The organism is Flavobacterium amylolyticum (assembly GCF_048284335.1).
In the GTDB taxonomy this organism is placed as follows: Bacteria; Bacteroidota; Bacteroidia; order Flavobacteriales; family Flavobacteriaceae; genus Flavobacterium.
On record NZ_JBLVPG010000001.1, the window covers coordinates 1,340,787 to 1,359,516 of the forward strand.

The window sequence follows — 18,730 nt, forward strand, 5'->3', positions numbered from 1 at the left end:
AAAAAGGGTGCGATTTTAATGAAAAAAAGTACACAAAAAAGCTGCCCAAAAGCAAAGATACGAATATCTTATTTTTTGGCAGCTATTATTTTTAAAGAGAATTTTTAGAATTATGAATTATGCGCTTTAAAAGTTTTTAATTTTTCAATCAATTGAGGGACAATTTCAAAAGCATCGCCTACAACTCCATAGTCTGCTACTTTAAAAAATGGCGCTTCCGGATCACTGTTGATTACTACTTTAATTTTAGAAGAGTTGATTCCGGCAATGTGTTGTATTGCTCCAGAAATTCCTATAGCTATGTATAGATTTGTTGCTACCGGTTTTCCCGTTTGTCCTACGTGCTCCCCATGAGGTCTCCATCCCAAATCAGAAACCGGTTTAGAACATGCTGTTGCGGCTCCAAGTACAGAAGCTAATTCTTCGATCATCGCCCAGTTTTCGGGACCTTTTAGTCCACGACCTGCTGAAACTACAATGTCTGCATCCGCAATAGAAACTTTTCCGGATCCTTTTTCTACGGATTCTACTTTTACTCCAAAATCATTTTCTCCAATGGTTGGATTAAAATCTTCTTGGATTAAGGTAGAAGCATTTTCAAAAACACCGTATGAATTTTTAGCCAGTCCAAGCACTTTTACGTCTGTAGCAATTTCAGTGATATTGAACGCTTTGTTTGAAAAAGCATTTCTTTTTACTTGAAAAGGCGAGGTTGAAACGGGCAATCCAACAACATTTGAAGCGTATCCGGCTTCTAGAGCTACTGCAACAAGAGATGAAAGGTAAATACTATCGGTAGTGGATGATAGTAAAACTAATTTTACGTTTTCTTTTTGAGCAGCTTGTTTGATCACATCAGCGTATGCTTTAGCTGTAAATCCGGATAATTTATCGTTGTTTACTTTTAATACTTTGTCTACCCCGTATTTTGATAATTCCGAAACATCCCCAGCATTTACAGTCACCGCTGTAACTGTTGTTCCTAGAGTTTCAGCTACTTTTTTTGCATATGAAGCTAATTCAAAAGCTACTTTTTTAAATTTTCCTTCTGCGTATTCCGCATATATTAGTATTGACATAATTTTTTATTTTAGTCTTAAAGTTTTAAAATCCAAAGGCATGAAGGGAAATCAGTGTATACTTATATCCTTTTGACTTTAGACATTCGGCTTTATAATGGTTAGATTACTTTCGCTTCGTTGTGTAATAAATTAATTAATTCATCTAAATTGTCAGCAGCAATTAATTGTACCGCTGATTTTGGAGCCGGCTTTTCAAACTTTACCGCTTTTGTAGTTACCGTAGCATCTACTGGTTCTAAGATTGTTAATACTTTACTTCTGGCTGTCATAATTCCTCTCATATTTGGAATACGCAAGTCTTTTTCTTCAACTAATCCTTTTTGTCCACCAATGATTAATGGCAAAGTAGTAGCAACGGTTTCTTTTCCTCCGTCAATTTCACGAACGGCTTTTACGTTAGTTCCCTCAACAGTCAAGTTGGTACAAGAATTCAGGAAATTGTATCCTAAAATTCCGGCAATCATTCCCGGAACCATTCCGCCATTATAATCTAAAGATTCTTTTCCGGCAATGATTACGTCGTAACCGCCGTTTTTGATGACTTCAGCAAGTTGTTTGGCAACGAAAAATCCGTCAGTAGGTGTGGCATTGACGCGAATAGCTTCGTTAGCACCTATCGCTAATGCTTTTCTTAAAGTGGGTTCGGTTTCTGGTCCTCCAACATTGACAACGGTAACGGTTGCGCCTTGTTGTTCCTGAAACCAGATGGCACGGGTTAAACCAAATTCGTCATTTGGATTGATTACGTATTGTACCCCATTGGTGTCAAATTCAGAGTCGCCATTGATAAAGTTAATTTTTGAAGTAGTATCAGGAACGTGACTGATGCAAACTAATATTTTCATACTTATATATTTAATTATTCGTAATTTCTGTTACAAATTTAAAATATTAATTCGAATAATATACTATGCGCGCATAATATTTTTGATTACTATTTCGATTTCGTAGCCAGGATAGTAGCGGCATCCTTCCTGTGGTTCCTTTAGCCACAGGAAGATACAGCGGAGAGCCGGAAATAGCTCCTAAAAATTATCCCTATAAATCCTGATTAATTTAAAGTAATTTATGCTTTTAAGTGGTTTAAAATATTTATTTTTGCTTTTCGAAAATTAGACACATACAACATATAATATGAGAACGATACAATTTAGAGAGGCCATTTGTGAAGCGATGAGTGAAGAAATGCGTCACGATGAGTCCATATACTTAATGGGTGAAGAAGTTGCAGAATATAATGGTGCCTATAAAGCATCTAAAGGAATGCTTGCTGAATTTGGTGAGAAAAGAGTTATCGATACTCCTATTGCTGAGCTTGGTTTTACAGGGATTGCAGTAGGATCTGCCATGAACGGATGCAGACCAATTGTAGAATACATGACTTTTAATTTCTGTTTAGTAGGGATTGATCAAATTATAAACAATGCTGCCAAAATGCGTCAGATGACCGGTGGGCAATTTAATGTGCCAATCGTTTTTCGTGGTCCAACGGCTTCGGCAGGACAGTTAGGAGCGACACACTCTCAAGCATTAGAAAACTGGTTTGCGAATACTCCTGGTCTTAAAGTGGTAGTTCCTTCTACGGTTTATGACGCTAAAGGTTTGTTGAAAGCAGCTATTCGAGACAATGATCCTGTTATTTTCATGGAGTCAGAACAAATGTATGGTGACAAAGGGGAAGTGCCGGATGGTGAATATACCATTCCACTTGGAGTTGCAGATATTAAACGTGAGGGTACGGATGTAACGATCGTTTCTTTTGGAAAAATTATCAAAGAAGCACATATCGCTGCTGAAGAATTAGCGAAAGAAGGGATCTCTTGTGAAATTGTTGATTTGAGAACGGTACGTCCGATGGATTATGAGACAATTTTAACTTCGGTTAGAAAAACAAACCGATTGGTAGTTCTGGAGGAAGCCTGGCCTTTTGCAAGTGTTGCTTCTGAAATTACGTATATCGTTCAAGAACGTGCTTTTGATTTTTTAGATGCGCCTATTCAACGAATCACAACGGCGGATACACCAGCACCGTATTCTCCAGTATTGCTTAAAGAATGGTTGCCAAATGCAGGTGATGTTGTAAAAGCAGTTAAAAAAGTAATGTATAAAAAATAGTCGTTTTGATGCATTTGGTTTTAGATAAAAATTAACAATTGGGATTCTAAATACCGTATTATCAAACGTTCTAATTAACTATATTTGAAACTTCATCAATTTTCTATTTGATGGAGTTTTTTTTTGAATGACTATGAAAAATAATTTTTTGTTTTTGTTGTTTTTTATGTTTGTTTTTGCGAACACGATTTTTGCACAGACAAAAATAAGCGGAGTTGTGGTTGATAAAGGAAATCAACCCATTCCTTTCGCTAATGTAGTTTTTAAAAACTCAAGTGAAGGAATTGTTGCCAATGAGGATGGTCGGTTTTATTTGGAATCAAGGAAAACACATAGTACAGTGTTGATATCTTCCGTTGGGTTTTCTGAAAAAGAAATAACATTAGAAAAATTAGTGAACTACAATTTAACAATTCAGCTAAACGAAGCCGAAAGTTTGAATGAAGTAATGGTTTTTGCCGGTAAAACATCAAAAAAGAATAATCCTGCTCTTGATATTCTTCGAAAAATTTGGGAAAGAAAACGTCAAAATGGCTTGTGCCTGTTTGACCAATACGAAATGGAGAAATATGAGAAAATAGAATTTGATATGAATTCTATTGATAGTGCTTTCATGAAAAGTACTCTCTTTAAAGGGATGGAGTTTATCTTTAATCAAATGGACACTTCAAAAATTACTGGTAAAACATATTTACCCATTTTTGTTAACGAATCATTGAACGATGTATACGGGGATACTAAATTGAAGAAAATTAAAGAAAAAATAAAAGCCAGTAAAACATCCGGTTTTAATGGGAACCAACAAATTTTAACCTTTGTAAAAGATTTATATTCTAATTACGACATCTACAATAACTACTTAACTTTTTTTGACAAAAGTTTTACCAGTCCGTTATCTAAAACAGGGATTGATGTATACAATTATGTGTTGAAAGACAGTGCGTATATTGATAAAAAATGGTGCTATAATATTGTCTTTTATCCCCGACGTAAAAATGAACTTACTTTTAAAGGTGATTTTTGGGTTAATGATTCCACCTTTGCCATTAAGAAAATTAATATGGCAGTTACCAAAAGCGCTAATATCAATTGGGTAAAAGACATTTATTTAGAACAGGAATTTGAAGTGGTCAGTGATTCTGTATTCTTGTTAACTAAGGATTATTTGATGTCGGACTTTGCCTTAAATAAAAAAGAAAAATCCAAAGGTGTTTACGGAAAACGAACCTCCTATTATAGGAATCACAAGTTTAATATAGAAAAACCAGTTTCTTTTTATAAAGATGAGGTCAATTATATGGATGCCGATGTTTATAATAAGTCTGAGGAATTTTGGACTGAAAACCGTTTTGAGAATTTAACTAAGGATGAATTAGGCGTTTATAAAATGCTCGATACGTTGCAAACAGTCAAAAGATTTAAACAAATTTACAGTACAGTACAGGTTTTGGCAAGTGGTTTTTTACAGTTTGGAAATTTTGATTATGGGCCTCTTTTTTCAACTTTTGGTTATAACGAAGTAGAAGGGATTCGATTGCGAGCGGGGGGGAGAACGTATTTTGGAACAAATGATACGTGGCGTATTCAAGGCTACACGGCGTATGGCTTTAAGGATGAGAAATTCAAATATGGGTTTTCTGGGAAATGGATGGTCGATAAGAAGAAAAGAATCATTTTGTCGGGAGGCAACAGGCGCGATATTGAACAAATTGGGGCGAGTCTGACGACTACCTACGATATTTTAGGCCGAAGTTTTGCTTCCTCGTCTGTGTTTTCATCAGGAAATAATGGAAAATTGACGAATATCAACCTCAGTAATATTGCGGTGGAAATTGAGCCGATTAAAAATTTAATTTTTCAAACCGGAATATCATATCGTACCTTAGAATCCGCATCGCCAACTTTTAGTTTGGATTATTATACGGATATTGAAAATGCTGTGATAAAAAGCGATGTGAAACAGTCCGAAGTTAACTTTCAGGTGGAATATACTCCTAAAAGAAAAACCATTGGGTTTGCTGTTGAAAGAGAAAATGTAGACAGTCCCTACAGTCGCTTTTTTGTCAATTACAGCCATGGTTTTAAAGGACTATTAAACAGCGATTTTAAATACGACAAAATACAATTGTATTACAAGCAACCTATTATTATTGGGCCACTGGGAAGGACCAATATCATTATGGAAGTAGGGAAAACCTTTGGGACAGTTCCTTTGGGATTAATGAGTGTGATTCCGGGGAATCAAACTTTTTTCATCCTTGAAAATACCTTTAGCAATCTTAATTTTTACGAATTCTTGTCGGATCAATACGCGACTTTGCAGTGGAATCATAATTTCAATGGCCGACTTTTTTCCAGAATTCCGTTTATGCGAAAACTCAATTGGAGAGAAATTGTTTCGGTAAAAGGAGTCTACGGCAGTATATCAGAGGAGAACAGAGCGATCAATGCTTCGGGTTTAGTTTACAACGCACCCGAAAAAGGGTATTGGGAATACAGCGCCGGAATTGGAAATATTTTTAAAGTTTTTCGCATCGATTTCGCTTGGAGAGGCAATTATCTCAATACACCGGATACGAATCGTTTTACTGTAAAAGGGTCGTTTGGGTTTAATTTCTAGGAGCTATTCCAGCTGTACACTATATCTTTTTATAAGGCGAATAAAAATCGCTTTATAAAAAGGATGCCGTTTCCATCTGGGCTAAAAAAATATTAGATTATGCAAGAAGCCATCGACTATCTTTTAGAAAAAGACATCATTTTTAAATCAATTATTGAGCAGTACGGATTGCCAGCCATTCCTGTAAGGCTACAAGGTTTTGAGACTTTGGTATTGTTGATTTTGGAGCAGCAAGTATCTATAGATTCAGCTAAAGCCACATTTCTAAAAATAAAAGCCAGCCAAAAAAGCATAACGCCTGAGGTACTCCTTAATTTATCGGATGAGGTTTTTAGAAGTCTTGGCGTAAGCCGTCAAAAAACGTCTTATATCAAAGCATTGTCAACAGCAATACTAAATAAAGATATTGATTTGGAAAGTTTGCCAGCTAAAACAGCGGAGCAAGTGCGCGAGGAACTCATAAAGATCAAAGGAATAGGAAACTGGACCATCGATATTTACTTGATGTTTTGTTTGCAAGTACCGGATTTATTACCGTTAGGAGATATTGCGGTTGTCAATACGATAAAAGAATTGTTAGGTATTCACGATAAAGGCGCCATGGAAGCACACACGATGAAATGGAGTCCGTATCGTTCTTTTGCAACGTATCTTTTGTGGCACCATTATTTGAAAAAACGAAATAGAACGGTGGTTTATTAAAGTACGGTATGTTAAAATTTAATCAAGAGATAACATAAATTTCGTATTGTGTAATCGTATAGTTTCCTTACTTTTGCAACCATAATTATAGATAAGAAAAAACTAAAATGACTGCAGACAAATTAACAACTTTCGATGTCTTAATCGAAATACCAAGAGGAAGTAGAAATAAATACGAATATGATTTCGAAATAAAAAGAATGCGTTTTGACAGAATGTTATTCTCATCGATGATGTACCCGGCTGATTATGGATTTATTCCAGAAACATTAGCATTAGACGGAGATCCATTAGATGTCTTAGTTTTGGTAAATGAACCTACTTTTCCAGGATGTGTGATGGAGGTTAAGCCTATTGGTGTTTTCCACATGGCAGATGATAAAGGGCCAGATGAAAAAGTAATCTGTGTGCCGGTTTCTGATCCAATCTGGAATTCATTAAATGATTTGTCGGATATGAATCCACACTTATTAAAAGAAATTGAACACTTTTTCCAAGTGTACAAAGATCTTGAAAACAAAAAAGTTGATGTAGGCGGTTGGGGAGATGTAAATGAAGCGTATGAAATAATCAGAAAATGTACGGAGCGTTTTAATCAAATCGAAAATAAACCAGAGGGATTATTTAGTATTAAATAATTTTATACCATAATTTTTACAAAAAGAGCAATATTCTGTTAAGAGTATTGCTTTTTTGTTTAAATTCGTTTTGTTACACTATTGATTTTAACCAAAAACCAAACCAAAATTATGAATACAATAATGATTTATTTGCCAATAGCCATGGCATTTATTGGACTGGCATTTATGTTTACAAAACGAGCATGGGTTTTAAAACAAGATCCGGGTGACGGTAAGATGAAAGAGATTTCGGATTACATCTACGAAGGAGCCTTGGCTTTTCTTAAAGCAGAATATAGGTTATTGACTTTCTTTGTAATTGGTGCAAGTATTGTTTTAGCCGGAATTTCATTTATCGTCCCTACTACGCATATATTAATAGTTGTGGCTTTTATTTTTGGTGCTTTTTTCTCGGCTTTAGCGGGGAATATGGGTATGAAAATTGCAACAAAAACCAATGTTAGAACTACGCAAGCGGCACGCACTAGTTTGCCGCAAGCTCTTAAAGTTTCTTTTGGTGGTGGAACCGTAATGGGATTAGGTGTTGCGGGTTTAGCTGTTTTAGGATTGACCACTTTCTTTATTTTCTTCTTTCACTTTTTTATGAATGGAGTTTGGACTTCTACAGAAGACATGACCATTGTATTGGAAACATTAGCCGGATTTTCTCTTGGAGCAGAATCTATCGCTTTGTTTGCCAGAGTTGGCGGTGGGATCTACACCAAAGCGGCCGATGTTGGAGCTGATTTAGTGGGAAAAATAGAAGCTGGAATTCCAGAAGATGACCCCCGTAATCCGGCGACAATTGCAGATAACGTAGGAGATAATGTAGGAGATGTAGCCGGAATGGGTGCTGATTTATTTGGGTCTTATGTAGCAACCGTTTTAGCAGCCATGGTTTTAGGAAATTACGTCATCAAAGACATGGGCGGAAATATTCAAGATGCTTTTGGCGGAATAGGACCTATTTTATTGCCAATGGCAATCGCTGGTTTTGGTATTTTATTTTCTATTATCGGTACAATGTTAGTAAAAATAACAGATGATAACGCTAAAGAAGCACAAGTTCAAAAAGCATTAAATATAGGCAACTGGGTTTCTATTATATTAACAGCGATTGCGTGTTTCTTCTTGGTACAATATATGTTGCCGGAAACGATGAAAATGGATTTCTTTGGCGAAGGGACTAAAGAAATTTCATCTATGCGTGTGTTCTATGCCACAATCGTAGGGTTAGTGGTTGGAGCTGTTATCTCATCGGTAACAGAATATTACACAGGTTTGGGTACAAAACCCGTTATGGCTATTGTACAAAAATCGTCAACCGGAGCTGGGACAAACGTAATTGCAGGTTTGGCAACCGGAATGATTTCTACGTTCCCAACGGTTTTATTATTTGCTGCAGCAATCTGGACTTCTTATGCTTTTGCAGGGTTTTATGGGGTAGCTTTAGCAGCATCCGCAATGATGGCCACAACTGCCATGCAATTGGCAATTGATGCTTTTGGGCCCATATCTGATAACGCTGGAGGAATTGCCGAAATGAGTGAATTACCAAAAGAAGTGCGCACCAGAACAGATATCTTAGATTCTGTAGGAAATACGACTGCCGCAACCGGAAAAGGCTTTGCTATTGCTTCGGCAGCATTAACGTCACTGGCTTTATTTGCTGCTTATGTAACCTTTACTGGAATTGACGGAATCAATATTTTTAAAGCACCTGTTTTAGCGATGTTATTTGTGGGCGGAATGATTCCTGTAGTTTTCTCGGCTTTGGCCATGAATTCCGTTGGAAAAGCAGCGATGGATATGGTGTATGAAGTACGGCGCCAGTTCAGGGAGATTCCAGGAATTATGGAAGGAACCGGAAAACCAGAATATGCTAAATGTGTTGATATTTCTACCAAGGCTGCTTTGCGCGAAATGATGTTACCTGGAATTTTGACTATTGGGTTTCCAATCGCTATTGTTCTCTTGGGTAAATTAGTTTATGGAGATAATAATCAATTAATCGCTGAAATGTTAGGCGGTTACATGGCCGGAGTTACTGTTTCTGGAGTGCTTTGGGCTGTTTTTCAGAACAATGCCGGTGGTGCTTGGGACAATGCAAAAAAATCTTTTGAGGCGGGAGTTTTAATAAATGGAGAAATGACCTATAAAGGTTCTGATGCGCATAAAGCAGCAGTAACAGGAGATACCGTGGGTGATCCGTTCAAAGATACTTCTGGACCATCAATGAATATCTTAATTAAATTAACGTGCTTGATTGGGCTTGTAATAGCTCCAATTTTAGGAAACGGAAGTCATACTATTTCCGGCAAAGCAGCGTGTTGCACTTCGACTGAAATGTGTACGTCAATGTCGAAAGAAGAGTGTCTGGCGAAAGGATGTGACAGTAAAACGTGTAAATTTATGAATGTTTCAGGAGCGGTAACTGAAATTATTTCGAAAGAAGTTACTATTGAAAAAACGAATGTTGATGGAAAAGTAAAAGCGACCATTAAAACAATAATAAACGGTAAAGTGGTTATCCAGAGTTATGAAGGAACTGATGCAGAAGTTCAAACTAAGATTGATGCTGTGAAATAAAATCTTTTGTTGTTAAATAATAAATGCCTCGCAATTGCGAGGCATTTTTATATATGAAAATCTGTAATTATTTGTGCAGTCTGCGTTCTAAAACAATCCGTTCAATTCAGCATCAATGCGGTTAAAAATAGTTCCTAAATCTTCGGGTTTGTCAACAAAATTAATGTTGTCCACATCAATGATTAATAGTTTTCCTTTGTCATAGGTTTGAATCCAACCTTCGTAGCGTTCGTTCAAACGGCTTAGATAATCAATGGATATTGAGTTTTCGTATTCACGGCCTCTTTTGTGTATTTGCCCGACTAAATTAGGGATAGAACTTCTTAAATAAATCAATAAATCAGGTGCTTTAACCGTAGATTCCATTAATTCAAATAGCGAAGAATAATTTTGAAAATCACGATTGGTCATCAAGCCCATGGCATATAGGTTGGGTGCAAAAATATGGGCATCTTCATATATAGTTCGGTCCTGAATGATTTTTTTACCGCTTTCACGGATTTGCATCACTTGACGGAAACGGCTATTTAAGAAATAAATCTGTAAATTAAACGACCAACGTTCCATTTGATGGTAAAAATCATCTAAGTACGGATTGTCGACAACGTCTTCATAATGTGGTTCCCACTTAAAATGTTTCGCTAACAAGCGCGTTAAAGTTGTCTTTCCAGAGCCAATGTTTCCTGCTATTGCTATGTGCATTACGGTATTATGATTTTATAATTTGTAATTCCTTCGAATGTAAAAATAGATAAAATTTGGTCCTTGTAATAGAATTTTTTAAACGTTTTTTCTGAAATTTCAATTTCAGTTTTTTTACCTTTTTCAAAATCCTGCAGAAACAAACGGGAGTCTTTCGAATGCATAAACTGATTTTTATTTATAATTGCAATCGATTCAAAATCAGGAATTTTACCTTTGATTGTTATTCTTCCAAAAATATCACAAGTGTACCAATTATTTTTAGTGTCAACCCAATGGAAGAAATTGAAATCTGAAGAGTAATTCTGGATGCTTCCTACAAAAGGAACTGAAATGGTTTTGTACTCCTTGTTTAAATAATCGTACAGTCCCAGTTGCTGATTCATACTGTTATAAATCCACAATTGATTCATTGATGCGATTCCAATAGCAGTAGCTACAATTGGAATTGTATTTTCTGAAAAATTTATTTTTTGAATTTCATTCAATTGATTGTCTAATATAACAACAGTATTGAAATTTTCGTAGAACAAAACAATTTTTAATGGGTTTTGTAAGTCAACTTTTGAGATCTTGCCCAAAGAAATATTTTTATATTCTAAAGTACCTATCGTGTTAATTTTAGAAAAGACATTATTTTTAATGGTATAATAAAAACCAAAAGGATCGTATCCTAAAAACTGATCTCCATCAAAACGAATAGAATCGATTTTATGAGCAGTTAATTTTTGGTTCTGACTTGATACGACAGAAAACGAAGCGATAATTAGCAATAGCATTACTTTCTTCATAAAAGCGAAATTACGATTAAACCTAATATAATTAGGGGTGTCTTACTGTTATTTTAACAGAATCCTTGTAACAAAAATACTATTTCCCAGTCTTATTTATTTAAAACCAATAATATGTATAAAGTAATTTTCGCATTAGTTGTAACAGTCGTATCATTTATGGGACTTCATGCTCAGGAATTTCAAGGAATGGCAATTTACGAATCTAAAACAAGTACCTCCGATTTTAAAACACGCATGGAAGGCAATAAAGAGATGACTCCTGACATGCAAAAAAGGATTGAGGAAAGTATGAAAAAAATGTTCGAAAAAACTTTTATTCTTAATTTTGATAAATCGGCTTCGATATACAAAGAAGAAGAAAAGCTAGATACGCCGGGTCAAGGTGCTGGTGGAATGCGCATGATGATGTCTATGACGGGCGGTGGAGGAACCTATTATAAAAATGTAAAAGAGAAATCCTATACCATTGATAAAGAATTTATGGGGAAAGAGTTTCTGATAAAGGACTCCTTGCCTAACTTACAGTGGAAAATGGAAGTAGAAACCCGCGTTATTGGTGGGTACAATTGTTTTAAGGCCACTGCTGTACGTGTTGCAAGCAAAACAGATTTTAGGAACTTCAGACCCAAAAAAGAAGATATCGCAATCCCGAAATCAGTAGATTCCAATAAGAAAACAAGTCTTTTGGATGCATTAGAGATGCCTAAAGAAACGATCATTACGGCTTGGTATACGCCAGAAATTCCAGTGAATCAAGGGCCGGAAAATTATTGGGGATTACCAGGTTTAATATTAGAAGTAAATGACGGTAAAACAGTTATTTTATGTTCGAAAGTGGTTCTGAATCCTAAAGTTAAAACCGAAATAAAAGCAGCAACAAAAGGAAAAGTAACGACTCAAAAAGAATTTGATGAAACTGTATTGAAAAAAATGGAAGAGTTCAGAGACATGAACCAAGGACGTGGTGAAAATGGAGGAATGAGAATAAGAATTGGAAATTAAAAGTAAGCCAAATTAGAGTTTATAATCATTACAATACGATTTCATCTATAATTTATTAAATGAAAAATACAATAGTAGTTGCCCTGTTTTTTATTGCCTCAATTTCCTTTGCACAATCCGTTAAATTGGAAGGTTTTATAACTAATTCAAAAACAGTTGGTCTTGAAATGGCCAATGTGATGGCGGTAAATAAAGCCACAAAGACAATGGATGCCTATGCCATAACAAATGATAAGGGAAAGTTTCTTCTTACTTTAAAACCAAATACAGCCTATAGTTTAAAAATTAGTTATTTGGGAATGCAAAATAAAGAGCTGGAGATTATTACTGCTTCAGAGAATAGCCTTAAAAACATTACCCTTGAAGAAGGCGGGATTGAATTGGATGGTGTTGAAATTGTTCGGGAAATGCCTGTTTCGATAAAAGGCGATACTATTGTTTATAATGCGGATTCTTTTAAATCTGGAACGGAACGGAAACTAGAAGATATTCTCAAGAAATTACCCGGTGTAGAGGTCAACGCTGATGGCGAAATTGAGGTTGAAGGGAAAAAAGTGTCTAAATTAATGGTAGAAGGCAAAGACTTTTTTGATGGAGATACCAAGTTGGGGGTGAAAAATATTCCGGCAGATGCCATTGATAAAATTCAAGTGTTACGCAACTATAGCGAAATTGGCGCGTTAAAAGGAGTAGAGAATAATCAGGATAATATTGCGATGAATATTAAACTTAAATCAGGAAAGAAAAATTTCTGGTTTGGGGATATGACCGCAGCAATTGGAGTAGCGCATGAAGAAAGTCGTTATTTAATAAATCCAAAATTGTTTTATTACAACCCAAAATACAGCATCAACGTAATTACGAATTTTAATAATATTGGGGAATTGCCGTTGACCGTTCAGGATTATTTTAAATTCACGGGTGGTTTTAGAGGCATGATGCAAAAAGGCGGTTCCAGTTTTAATGTTTCTTCAAATGATTTGGGAATTTCATTACTTAGAAATAACCGAGCCAAGGAAATTGAATCCAGGTTTGGAGCTACAAATTTCTCCTACAATGTAAATAAAGAGTGGACTTTAAGTGGTTTTGGGATTCTTTCCTCTTCGCTAACGGATTTAGAAACAAAATCGCAAACGAATATTTTACAACCTAATTCTTCTGAAATTCTTTCTACCGAAAATCGTCAAGAAACGGCAAATCAAAAAAGTAATTTGGGATTATTCAAATTGAGCTCGAGTTATAAACCAACTACTAAGTTTCAGTTTGATTATGATATATTGGCTAAATTGTCCAAACAGGACGAGAATAATTCGTTATTAAGGGAATCTATTGTCAACAATAATGCCAATACAGAAAATATAAATACGGTAAAACGACAACAGCCAATTTCGTTCAATCAGAATCTTAGTTTGTATTACACGCAAAGCGATAAAAATATTTTTGCTTTCGAAATGCAGCATTTGTATCAAGAGGAAGATCCATTTTACAAGGCTAATTTGCAATCACAACCCTTTAGTTTGGCTGGATATATTTCGGGACAAAATAGAAATGACATCAACCAAAGTCGGTTTGTAAAAACCAACAAGCTGGATGCTAAATTGGATTATTATTATATGATAACCCCAAAAAGCAACATCAATATGACGCTAGGAAATACGTATTCTTATCAAAATTTTAATTCTGGTATTTTTCAAATTTTGGATAACGAAACAGTCAATAATTTAAAAAATACTGCCAATGTAAATGATGTGAATTACAATTTCAATGATACTTTTTTGGGATTGCATTATAAGATTTTGAGTGGAAAATTTACTTTTACTCCCGGAGCGAGCTTGCATAGTTATAACATGACAAATGAGCAATTAGGGACCGGTAACAGTCAAAATTTCTTCAGAGTATTGCCAGACTTGTTAGCGATTTATCAAATTAAAAAAGCAGAAACATTAACCTATAATTTTTCGTACACCAATAATTTTACGGATATCAATCAACTCGCCGAAGGATTTATTTTCTCCAATTATAACAGCTTGACCAAAGGAAATCGATTTTTAGAAAACGCGATCGCACAAGTGCATTCGTTGCGTTACTTTAAATACAACATGTTCAATTTTGAGAACATTACTGCTTTTGCCACGTATTCTAAAAGGGTAGACGCTATAAAAACCCGAGCCGTTTTCAACGGAGTCAATCAAACGTCATCCCCATTCAATTCTGATTTTGCTGATGAAACCTTGTCCGGAAATGGTTCGTACGGACGTTCCTTTTTGAAGAATTACAAAGCCTCTTTTGGAGCTTCTCTTAATTGGTCTAAATTCAATAACATCCAAAATAATGTGTTATCAACAAACGAGAGTTTTACCCAAAACTATACTTTTAAAGCGTCAACAAATTACAAGAATATGCCCAATCTGGAATTAGGATATAATGTAGTAACGAATGATTATAATAATGCTATTTTTTACACGGAAAAACCCTTTGCAAGACTGGATTATTTTTTCCTGAACAGTTTTTCTTTTGTGGCTGAGTATGAATTTTATCATTATTACAACAACACTAAAACGGTCAATAATGAATATGATTTTTTAAGTGCGAGCTTGATTTATCAAAAGAAAGGCAGCAAGTTAGAATATAAAGTAAGCGGAACAAATTTAATGAATACGACTGCATTAAATGACGATAACTTCAGCCAGTTTGCGACCAGAACCTCACAATATATTGTACAGCCACGCTATGTGATCTTCTCTTTAAAGTATAATTTGTAGGAACTAATATCCCACTGTATATTGCAATCTTTTTCAGCAAAGGATTTCCATTTCCATCAGGGCTAAAAAAAACCCGCAATCCAATCGAATTGCGGGTTTAAATATAAAATGCTAACGTATTAAAGTCCAAATGCTGTTTTAACTTGGTCAACAAAATCTAATTTTTCCCAAGTAAACAATTCAACAGTAACCGTTTTTTCGTTTCCACCTGGTGCAGAGAAAGTCTTAGTAACCGTTTCTGGAGTACGTCCCATATGCCCGTAAGCAGCAGTTTCGCTATAGATAGGATTCCTTAATTTTAAACGTTGTTCAATAAAGTACGGACGCATATCAAAAATAGCTTCTACTTTCTTGGCAATTTCACCATTGGTCAAATTCACTTTTGATGTTCCGTACGTATCGATAAAAATACCCATTGGTTTTGCCACACCAATGGCATAGGAAACCTGTACTAAAATCTCGTCAGCAACTCCCGCTGCCACTAAGTTTTTAGCGATATGACGGGTTGCATAAGCCGCACTTCTGTCCACTTTACTTGGATCTTTTCCAGAGAATGCACCGCCACCATGAGCGCCTTTTCCACCGTAAGTGTCCACAATGATTTTTCTTCCTGTCAATCCAGTATCTCCGTGAGGACCTCCAATTACGAATTTCCCGGTTGGGTTGATGTGGTATTGAATTGTGTCATTGAATAAATGCGCATGTGCCGGATTTTTAGCAATGATCCTTGGAATCAATATTTCGATAATGTCTTTTTTGATTTTTGCAAGCATTGTTGCTTCTTCATCAAAATCATCGTGTTGTGTTGAGATTACAATAGCTTCAATACGAGTTGGCTTGTTGTCATCGCTGTATTCTAAAGTTACTTGTGATTTTGCATCTGGACGCAAATACGTAATTTCGTTATTTTCACGTCTTAAAATGGCTAATTCCTGCAGTAATTTATGAGATAAATCAAGTGCCAACGGCATGAAATTTTCCGTTTCATTAGTTGCATAACCAAACATCATTCCTTGGTCACCAGCACCTTGCTCTTCAGGATTTGCTCTGTCTACGCCTTGGTTAATGTCAGCAGATTGTTCGTGAATCGCCGAAAGAATTCCACAAGAATTGGCTTCAAACATGTATTCGCTTTTTGTATAACCAATTTTCTTGATTACATCACGAGCGATTTGTTGTACGTCTAAATAGGTATTTGATTTTACTTCACCTGCCAAAATTACCTGACCGGTAGTTACTAAAGTTTCGCATGCTACTTTTGAGTCAGCATCAAATGCCAAAAAATTATCAATTAATGCGTCTGAAATTTGATCTGCAATTTTGTCTGGATGTCCTTCGCTTACAGATTCTGACGTAAATAAATAGGCCATAATAATTATTATTTTAAAATTAAGCGAGAAAAAATAATTGCTGAAAAGGACTAAAGGAGGGTTCCTGCTTTAGCATTTTTTCTACTGAAAAAATTTCAGTATTCATAATGAATTGATTTCATTATGAAGAGGTTGCAATCAGTTCAAATTTTTCCTCTTGTATTCGGGTGCAAATGTATGAAACCATTTTGAATTGCATATTATTCTTAACTTTTTTTTGAGTATAAATCTTTTCATCATTTCATTCATTAAAGAAAATAAGAATTAAAATATTTATACTGTTATTTTTTGAAACTTACTTGGATATTTAAAAAATATTTTGCAAATTTGATTATCAAAAATACAAAGATGAAATTTAATAACTATTCTTTTTTTAAAGTCACTCAGGTAAAATCCTGTGGGTTGTTTATTGTATAGTTTTAAATTAAAATTATATAGCAAAAGCTTCCCTAAAATAGGGAAGCTTTTTTTTTGAATACAAGTAAATAGAATGAATTTTTACAGTAATAAAAGCATAAATGAATAACCTAAAAAACCAGAAAATAAATAATTTAACAGTCACTACAATGATTTGTGTTAATGCCATTATGGGTATTTACGTCTGTTGATTCCAAAAGTGTAAGTTTATAATACGACTTTAAACCCTTTTGGATACAGATCTAAAAGGGTTTTTTGTTTTATCAACGTATTTCAAATTTTAAAATAATAAATATAATGAAACCTAGAGAGAGTTTAAAAACCTAAAACCTAAAAAATTATGAGCACAACAAAGTATTTTCCAAAGACATTTCAGTTATTAAGAAGTATTAATTTCAGAAGAAAAAACGAAAATGAGTACGATTCTAAAAACGAATTGATTCATCCTAGATTCGAGATTTCTAAGAATGACGCTTTGGCACAAAAAAAAGTGCCTAATTCATTGCTTTTTCTAATGTATTCAAAAGAGAATGAAACATTATTTATTTAAGAAATCGGAATTTATTTTCGGTTTTGGGAATCTGGAGAAAGCACGAAAATATGTTGTTTTGACGAGATAGAAAAAACATTTGGGATACTTTCTATTTCGTCAGAATAACAATAATGTATTTGTAATTTCTGGATTTTATTTAATTCCAATCGAGAAATGAATCTGCTTGAAAATTTGGTTGTTAAAAAAAATAGTAGTTAATTTGCATCTTTAAGTTCAAAAACGTATTGAAATGTTATAAAGAAAGGCAGAGGGATTAGACCCGATGAAGCCTTAGCAACCCTTCGATTTATCGAAGAAGGTGCTGCATTCTACCTTTATTCTGAATCATTTCAGAATCTAAAGGAAAGATAACACTAAGAATTCTTCTAGTTCACTTCTAGCTTTCTTTCTAATATTTCCAGACACAAATCAAAAATCATAAAAGATTTGAAATTGGAAAATAAACCAACATCTAGTACTATACAAAATTTCACCACCGAAAGTGGGGGTTTTCATGACGCCTTAAACTTAAGTTATCAAGTTTTTGGTCCCGCTTTGCATACCGCTCCAATCGTTTTGGTAAATCATGCCTTAACCGGAAATTCCCAAGTTGTGGGAGAAAACGGATGGTGGAACGATTTAATTGGTGTAAATAAAACGATAGACACTACTAAATATACAATACTCGCATTTAATGTTCCAGGAAATGGTTTTGATGATTTTATCATTGAAAACTACGCGGATTTTAATGCCAGAGATATTGCCAGAATTTTTATTGAAGGCTTACGTTTTCTTAAAATAAAACAACTGTATGCAATTATTGGTGGTTCCGTAGGAGGAGGGATTGGATGGGAAATTGCGGCCTTGGAGCCAAAAATAACCCAACACTTAATTCCGATTGCAACCGATTGGAAATCGACGGATTGGTTGATAGCCAATTGCTTTTTACAGGAACAAATATTGAATAATTCTTCAAAACCTATTGAAGATGCCAGAATTCATGCCATGTTATGTTACCGAACTCCAGAATCTTTTGCAGCAAAATTTCAGCGAACCACCAATGCCGAATTAGCTATTTTCAATATAGAAAGTTGGTTGTTGCATCATGGCGAAAAATTGCAAAAACGCTTTCAAATTTCGTCGTATAAAATGATGAATCAATTGCTGAAAACTATTGATATTACCAGAAAAAGAAATTCATTTGAAGAAATAACGTCAAAAATTGAAGCTGATATTCATATCATCGGCATCAATTCAGATTTGTTTTTTACTGCAAATGAAAATAAAGCAACCTACGAGGAATTAAAAAAATATAAAAATAATGTCACCTATCAAGAAATTGTGTCCATTCACGGCCACGATGCTTTTTTGATAGAATACAAACAATTAGACAATTTGCTTCAGGATTTATTCTAAGCCAAAA

The 18,730-nt window shown here is 34.8% G+C and carries 14 protein-coding genes and 1 riboswitch; of the genes, 9 read left to right on the top strand and 5 right to left on the bottom strand.

Features of this window, described 5'->3' with window-relative positions:
• Nucleotides 1-110: 110 nt before the first annotated feature.
• Nucleotides 111-1,079, bottom strand: coding sequence for an electron transfer flavoprotein subunit alpha/FixB family protein (locus ACNQF9_RS05940; RefSeq protein ID WP_417959314.1), 969 nt, complete (start codon nt 1,077-1,079; stop codon nt 111-113).
• A gap of 101 nt (nt 1,080-1,180) precedes the next feature.
• The gene (locus tag ACNQF9_RS05945) at nt 1,181-1,927 is read right to left on the bottom strand and encodes an electron transfer flavoprotein subunit beta/FixA family protein (RefSeq protein WP_417959315.1); all 747 of its coding nucleotides are present in this window, start codon (nt 1,925-1,927) and stop codon (nt 1,181-1,183) included.
• 289 nt (nt 1,928-2,216) lie between these two features.
• Here ACNQF9_RS05945 and ACNQF9_RS05950 point away from each other — a divergent pair, with 289 nt between their 5' ends.
• The 5 genes from ACNQF9_RS05950 (at nt 2,217) to ACNQF9_RS05970 (ending at nt 9,728) form a co-directional block, all read left to right on the top strand.
• Entirely contained in the window at nt 2,217-3,197 is a 981-nt protein-coding gene (locus ACNQF9_RS05950; protein ID WP_417959316.1) for a pyruvate dehydrogenase complex E1 component subunit beta, read from the top strand.
• 133 nt (nt 3,198-3,330) lie between these two features.
• Nucleotides 3,331-5,817 (top strand): DUF5686 and carboxypeptidase-like regulatory domain-containing protein, encoded by a 2,487-nt coding sequence (locus ACNQF9_RS05955; RefSeq protein ID WP_417989830.1) that lies wholly within the window; start codon nt 3,331-3,333, stop codon nt 5,815-5,817.
• A gap of 99 nt (nt 5,818-5,916) precedes the next feature.
• Nucleotides 5,917-6,519, top strand: coding sequence for a DNA-3-methyladenine glycosylase family protein (locus ACNQF9_RS05960; RefSeq protein WP_417959318.1), 603 nt, complete (start codon nt 5,917-5,919; stop codon nt 6,517-6,519).
• Nucleotides 6,520-6,626: 107 nt separating this feature from the next.
• A complete protein-coding gene (locus tag ACNQF9_RS05965; protein ID WP_091173192.1) occupies nt 6,627-7,157 on the top strand; it encodes an inorganic diphosphatase in 531 nt (176 codons plus the stop codon).
• A 111-nt stretch (nt 7,158-7,268) separates the two neighbouring features.
• On the top strand, nt 7,269-9,728 hold the full coding sequence (locus ACNQF9_RS05970) for a sodium-translocating pyrophosphatase (protein WP_417959319.1): 2,460 nt from the start codon (nt 7,269-7,271) through the stop codon (nt 9,726-9,728).
• 87 nt (nt 9,729-9,815) lie between these two features.
• Here ACNQF9_RS05970 and ACNQF9_RS05975 read toward each other — a convergent pair whose 3' ends face one another.
• Complete coding sequence (locus ACNQF9_RS05975) at nt 9,816-10,430, bottom strand: deoxynucleoside kinase (protein WP_417959320.1); 615 nt, start codon at nt 10,428-10,430, stop codon at nt 9,816-9,818.
• Entirely contained in the window at nt 10,430-11,221 is a 792-nt protein-coding gene (locus tag ACNQF9_RS05980; RefSeq protein ID WP_417959321.1) for a hypothetical protein, read from the bottom strand. The genes ACNQF9_RS05975 and ACNQF9_RS05980 overlap by 1 nt, the downstream gene beginning before the upstream one ends.
• A gap of 114 nt (nt 11,222-11,335) precedes the next feature.
• Here ACNQF9_RS05980 and ACNQF9_RS05985 point away from each other — a divergent pair, with 114 nt between their 5' ends.
• Nucleotides 11,336-12,226, top strand: coding sequence for a GLPGLI family protein (locus ACNQF9_RS05985; protein WP_417959322.1), 891 nt, complete (start codon nt 11,336-11,338; stop codon nt 12,224-12,226).
• A gap of 59 nt (nt 12,227-12,285) precedes the next feature.
• Complete coding sequence (locus tag ACNQF9_RS05990) at nt 12,286-14,988, top strand: carboxypeptidase-like regulatory domain-containing protein (protein WP_417989831.1); 2,703 nt, start codon at nt 12,286-12,288, stop codon at nt 14,986-14,988.
• Between the two features lie 119 nt (nt 14,989-15,107).
• On the opposite strand, the gene metK is transcribed toward ACNQF9_RS05990, so the two are convergent.
• Complete coding sequence (metK, locus tag ACNQF9_RS05995; RefSeq protein ID WP_417959324.1) at nt 15,108-16,358, bottom strand: methionine adenosyltransferase; 1,251 nt, start codon at nt 16,356-16,358, stop codon at nt 15,108-15,110.
• A gap of 757 nt (nt 16,359-17,115) precedes the next feature.
• On the opposite strand from metK, the gene ACNQF9_RS06000 reads away from it, so the two are divergent.
• Nucleotides 17,116-17,325, top strand: coding sequence for a hypothetical protein (locus ACNQF9_RS06000; protein ID WP_417959325.1), 210 nt, complete (start codon nt 17,116-17,118; stop codon nt 17,323-17,325).
• Nucleotides 17,326-17,557: 232 nt separating this feature from the next.
• Nucleotides 17,558-17,682: riboswitch (SAM riboswitch) on the top strand.
• A 78-nt stretch (nt 17,683-17,760) separates the two neighbouring features.
• Entirely contained in the window at nt 17,761-18,723 is a 963-nt protein-coding gene (locus tag ACNQF9_RS06005) for an alpha/beta fold hydrolase (protein WP_417959326.1), read from the top strand.
• The last annotated feature ends 7 nt before the right edge of the window (nt 18,724-18,730 follow it).

Excerpts from the sequence above, each read along its gene's own strand:
- metK (WP_417959324.1), bottom strand. The coding sequence starts at position 16,358 with ATGGCCTATTTATTTACGTCAGAATCTGTAAGCGAAGGACATCCAGAC.
- ACNQF9_RS06000 (WP_417959325.1), top strand. The coding sequence starts at position 17,116 with ATGAGCACAACAAAGTATTTTCCAAAGACATTTCAGTTATTAAGAAGT.
- ACNQF9_RS05980 (WP_417959321.1), bottom strand. The coding sequence starts at position 11,221 with ATGAAGAAAGTAATGCTATTGCTAATTATCGCTTCGTTTTCTGTCGTA.
- ACNQF9_RS05965 (WP_091173192.1), top strand. The coding sequence starts at position 6,627 with ATGACTGCAGACAAATTAACAACTTTCGATGTCTTAATCGAAATACCA.
- ACNQF9_RS05975 (WP_417959320.1), bottom strand. The coding sequence starts at position 10,430 with ATGCACATAGCAATAGCAGGAAACATTGGCTCTGGAAAGACAACTTTA.
- ACNQF9_RS05985 (WP_417959322.1), top strand. The coding sequence starts at position 11,336 with ATGTATAAAGTAATTTTCGCATTAGTTGTAACAGTCGTATCATTTATG.
- ACNQF9_RS05970 (WP_417959319.1), top strand. The coding sequence starts at position 7,269 with ATGAATACAATAATGATTTATTTGCCAATAGCCATGGCATTTATTGGA.
- ACNQF9_RS05940 (WP_417959314.1), bottom strand. The coding sequence starts at position 1,079 with ATGTCAATACTAATATATGCGGAATACGCAGAAGGAAAATTTAAAAAA.
- ACNQF9_RS05990 (WP_417989831.1), top strand. The coding sequence starts at position 12,286 with ATGAAAAATACAATAGTAGTTGCCCTGTTTTTTATTGCCTCAATTTCC.
- ACNQF9_RS05955 (WP_417989830.1), top strand. The coding sequence starts at position 3,331 with ATGAAAAATAATTTTTTGTTTTTGTTGTTTTTTATGTTTGTTTTTGCG.
- ACNQF9_RS05945 (WP_417959315.1), bottom strand. The coding sequence starts at position 1,927 with ATGAAAATATTAGTTTGCATCAGTCACGTTCCTGATACTACTTCAAAA.
- ACNQF9_RS05950 (WP_417959316.1), top strand. The coding sequence starts at position 2,217 with ATGAGAACGATACAATTTAGAGAGGCCATTTGTGAAGCGATGAGTGAA.
- ACNQF9_RS05960 (WP_417959318.1), top strand. The coding sequence starts at position 5,917 with ATGCAAGAAGCCATCGACTATCTTTTAGAAAAAGACATCATTTTTAAA.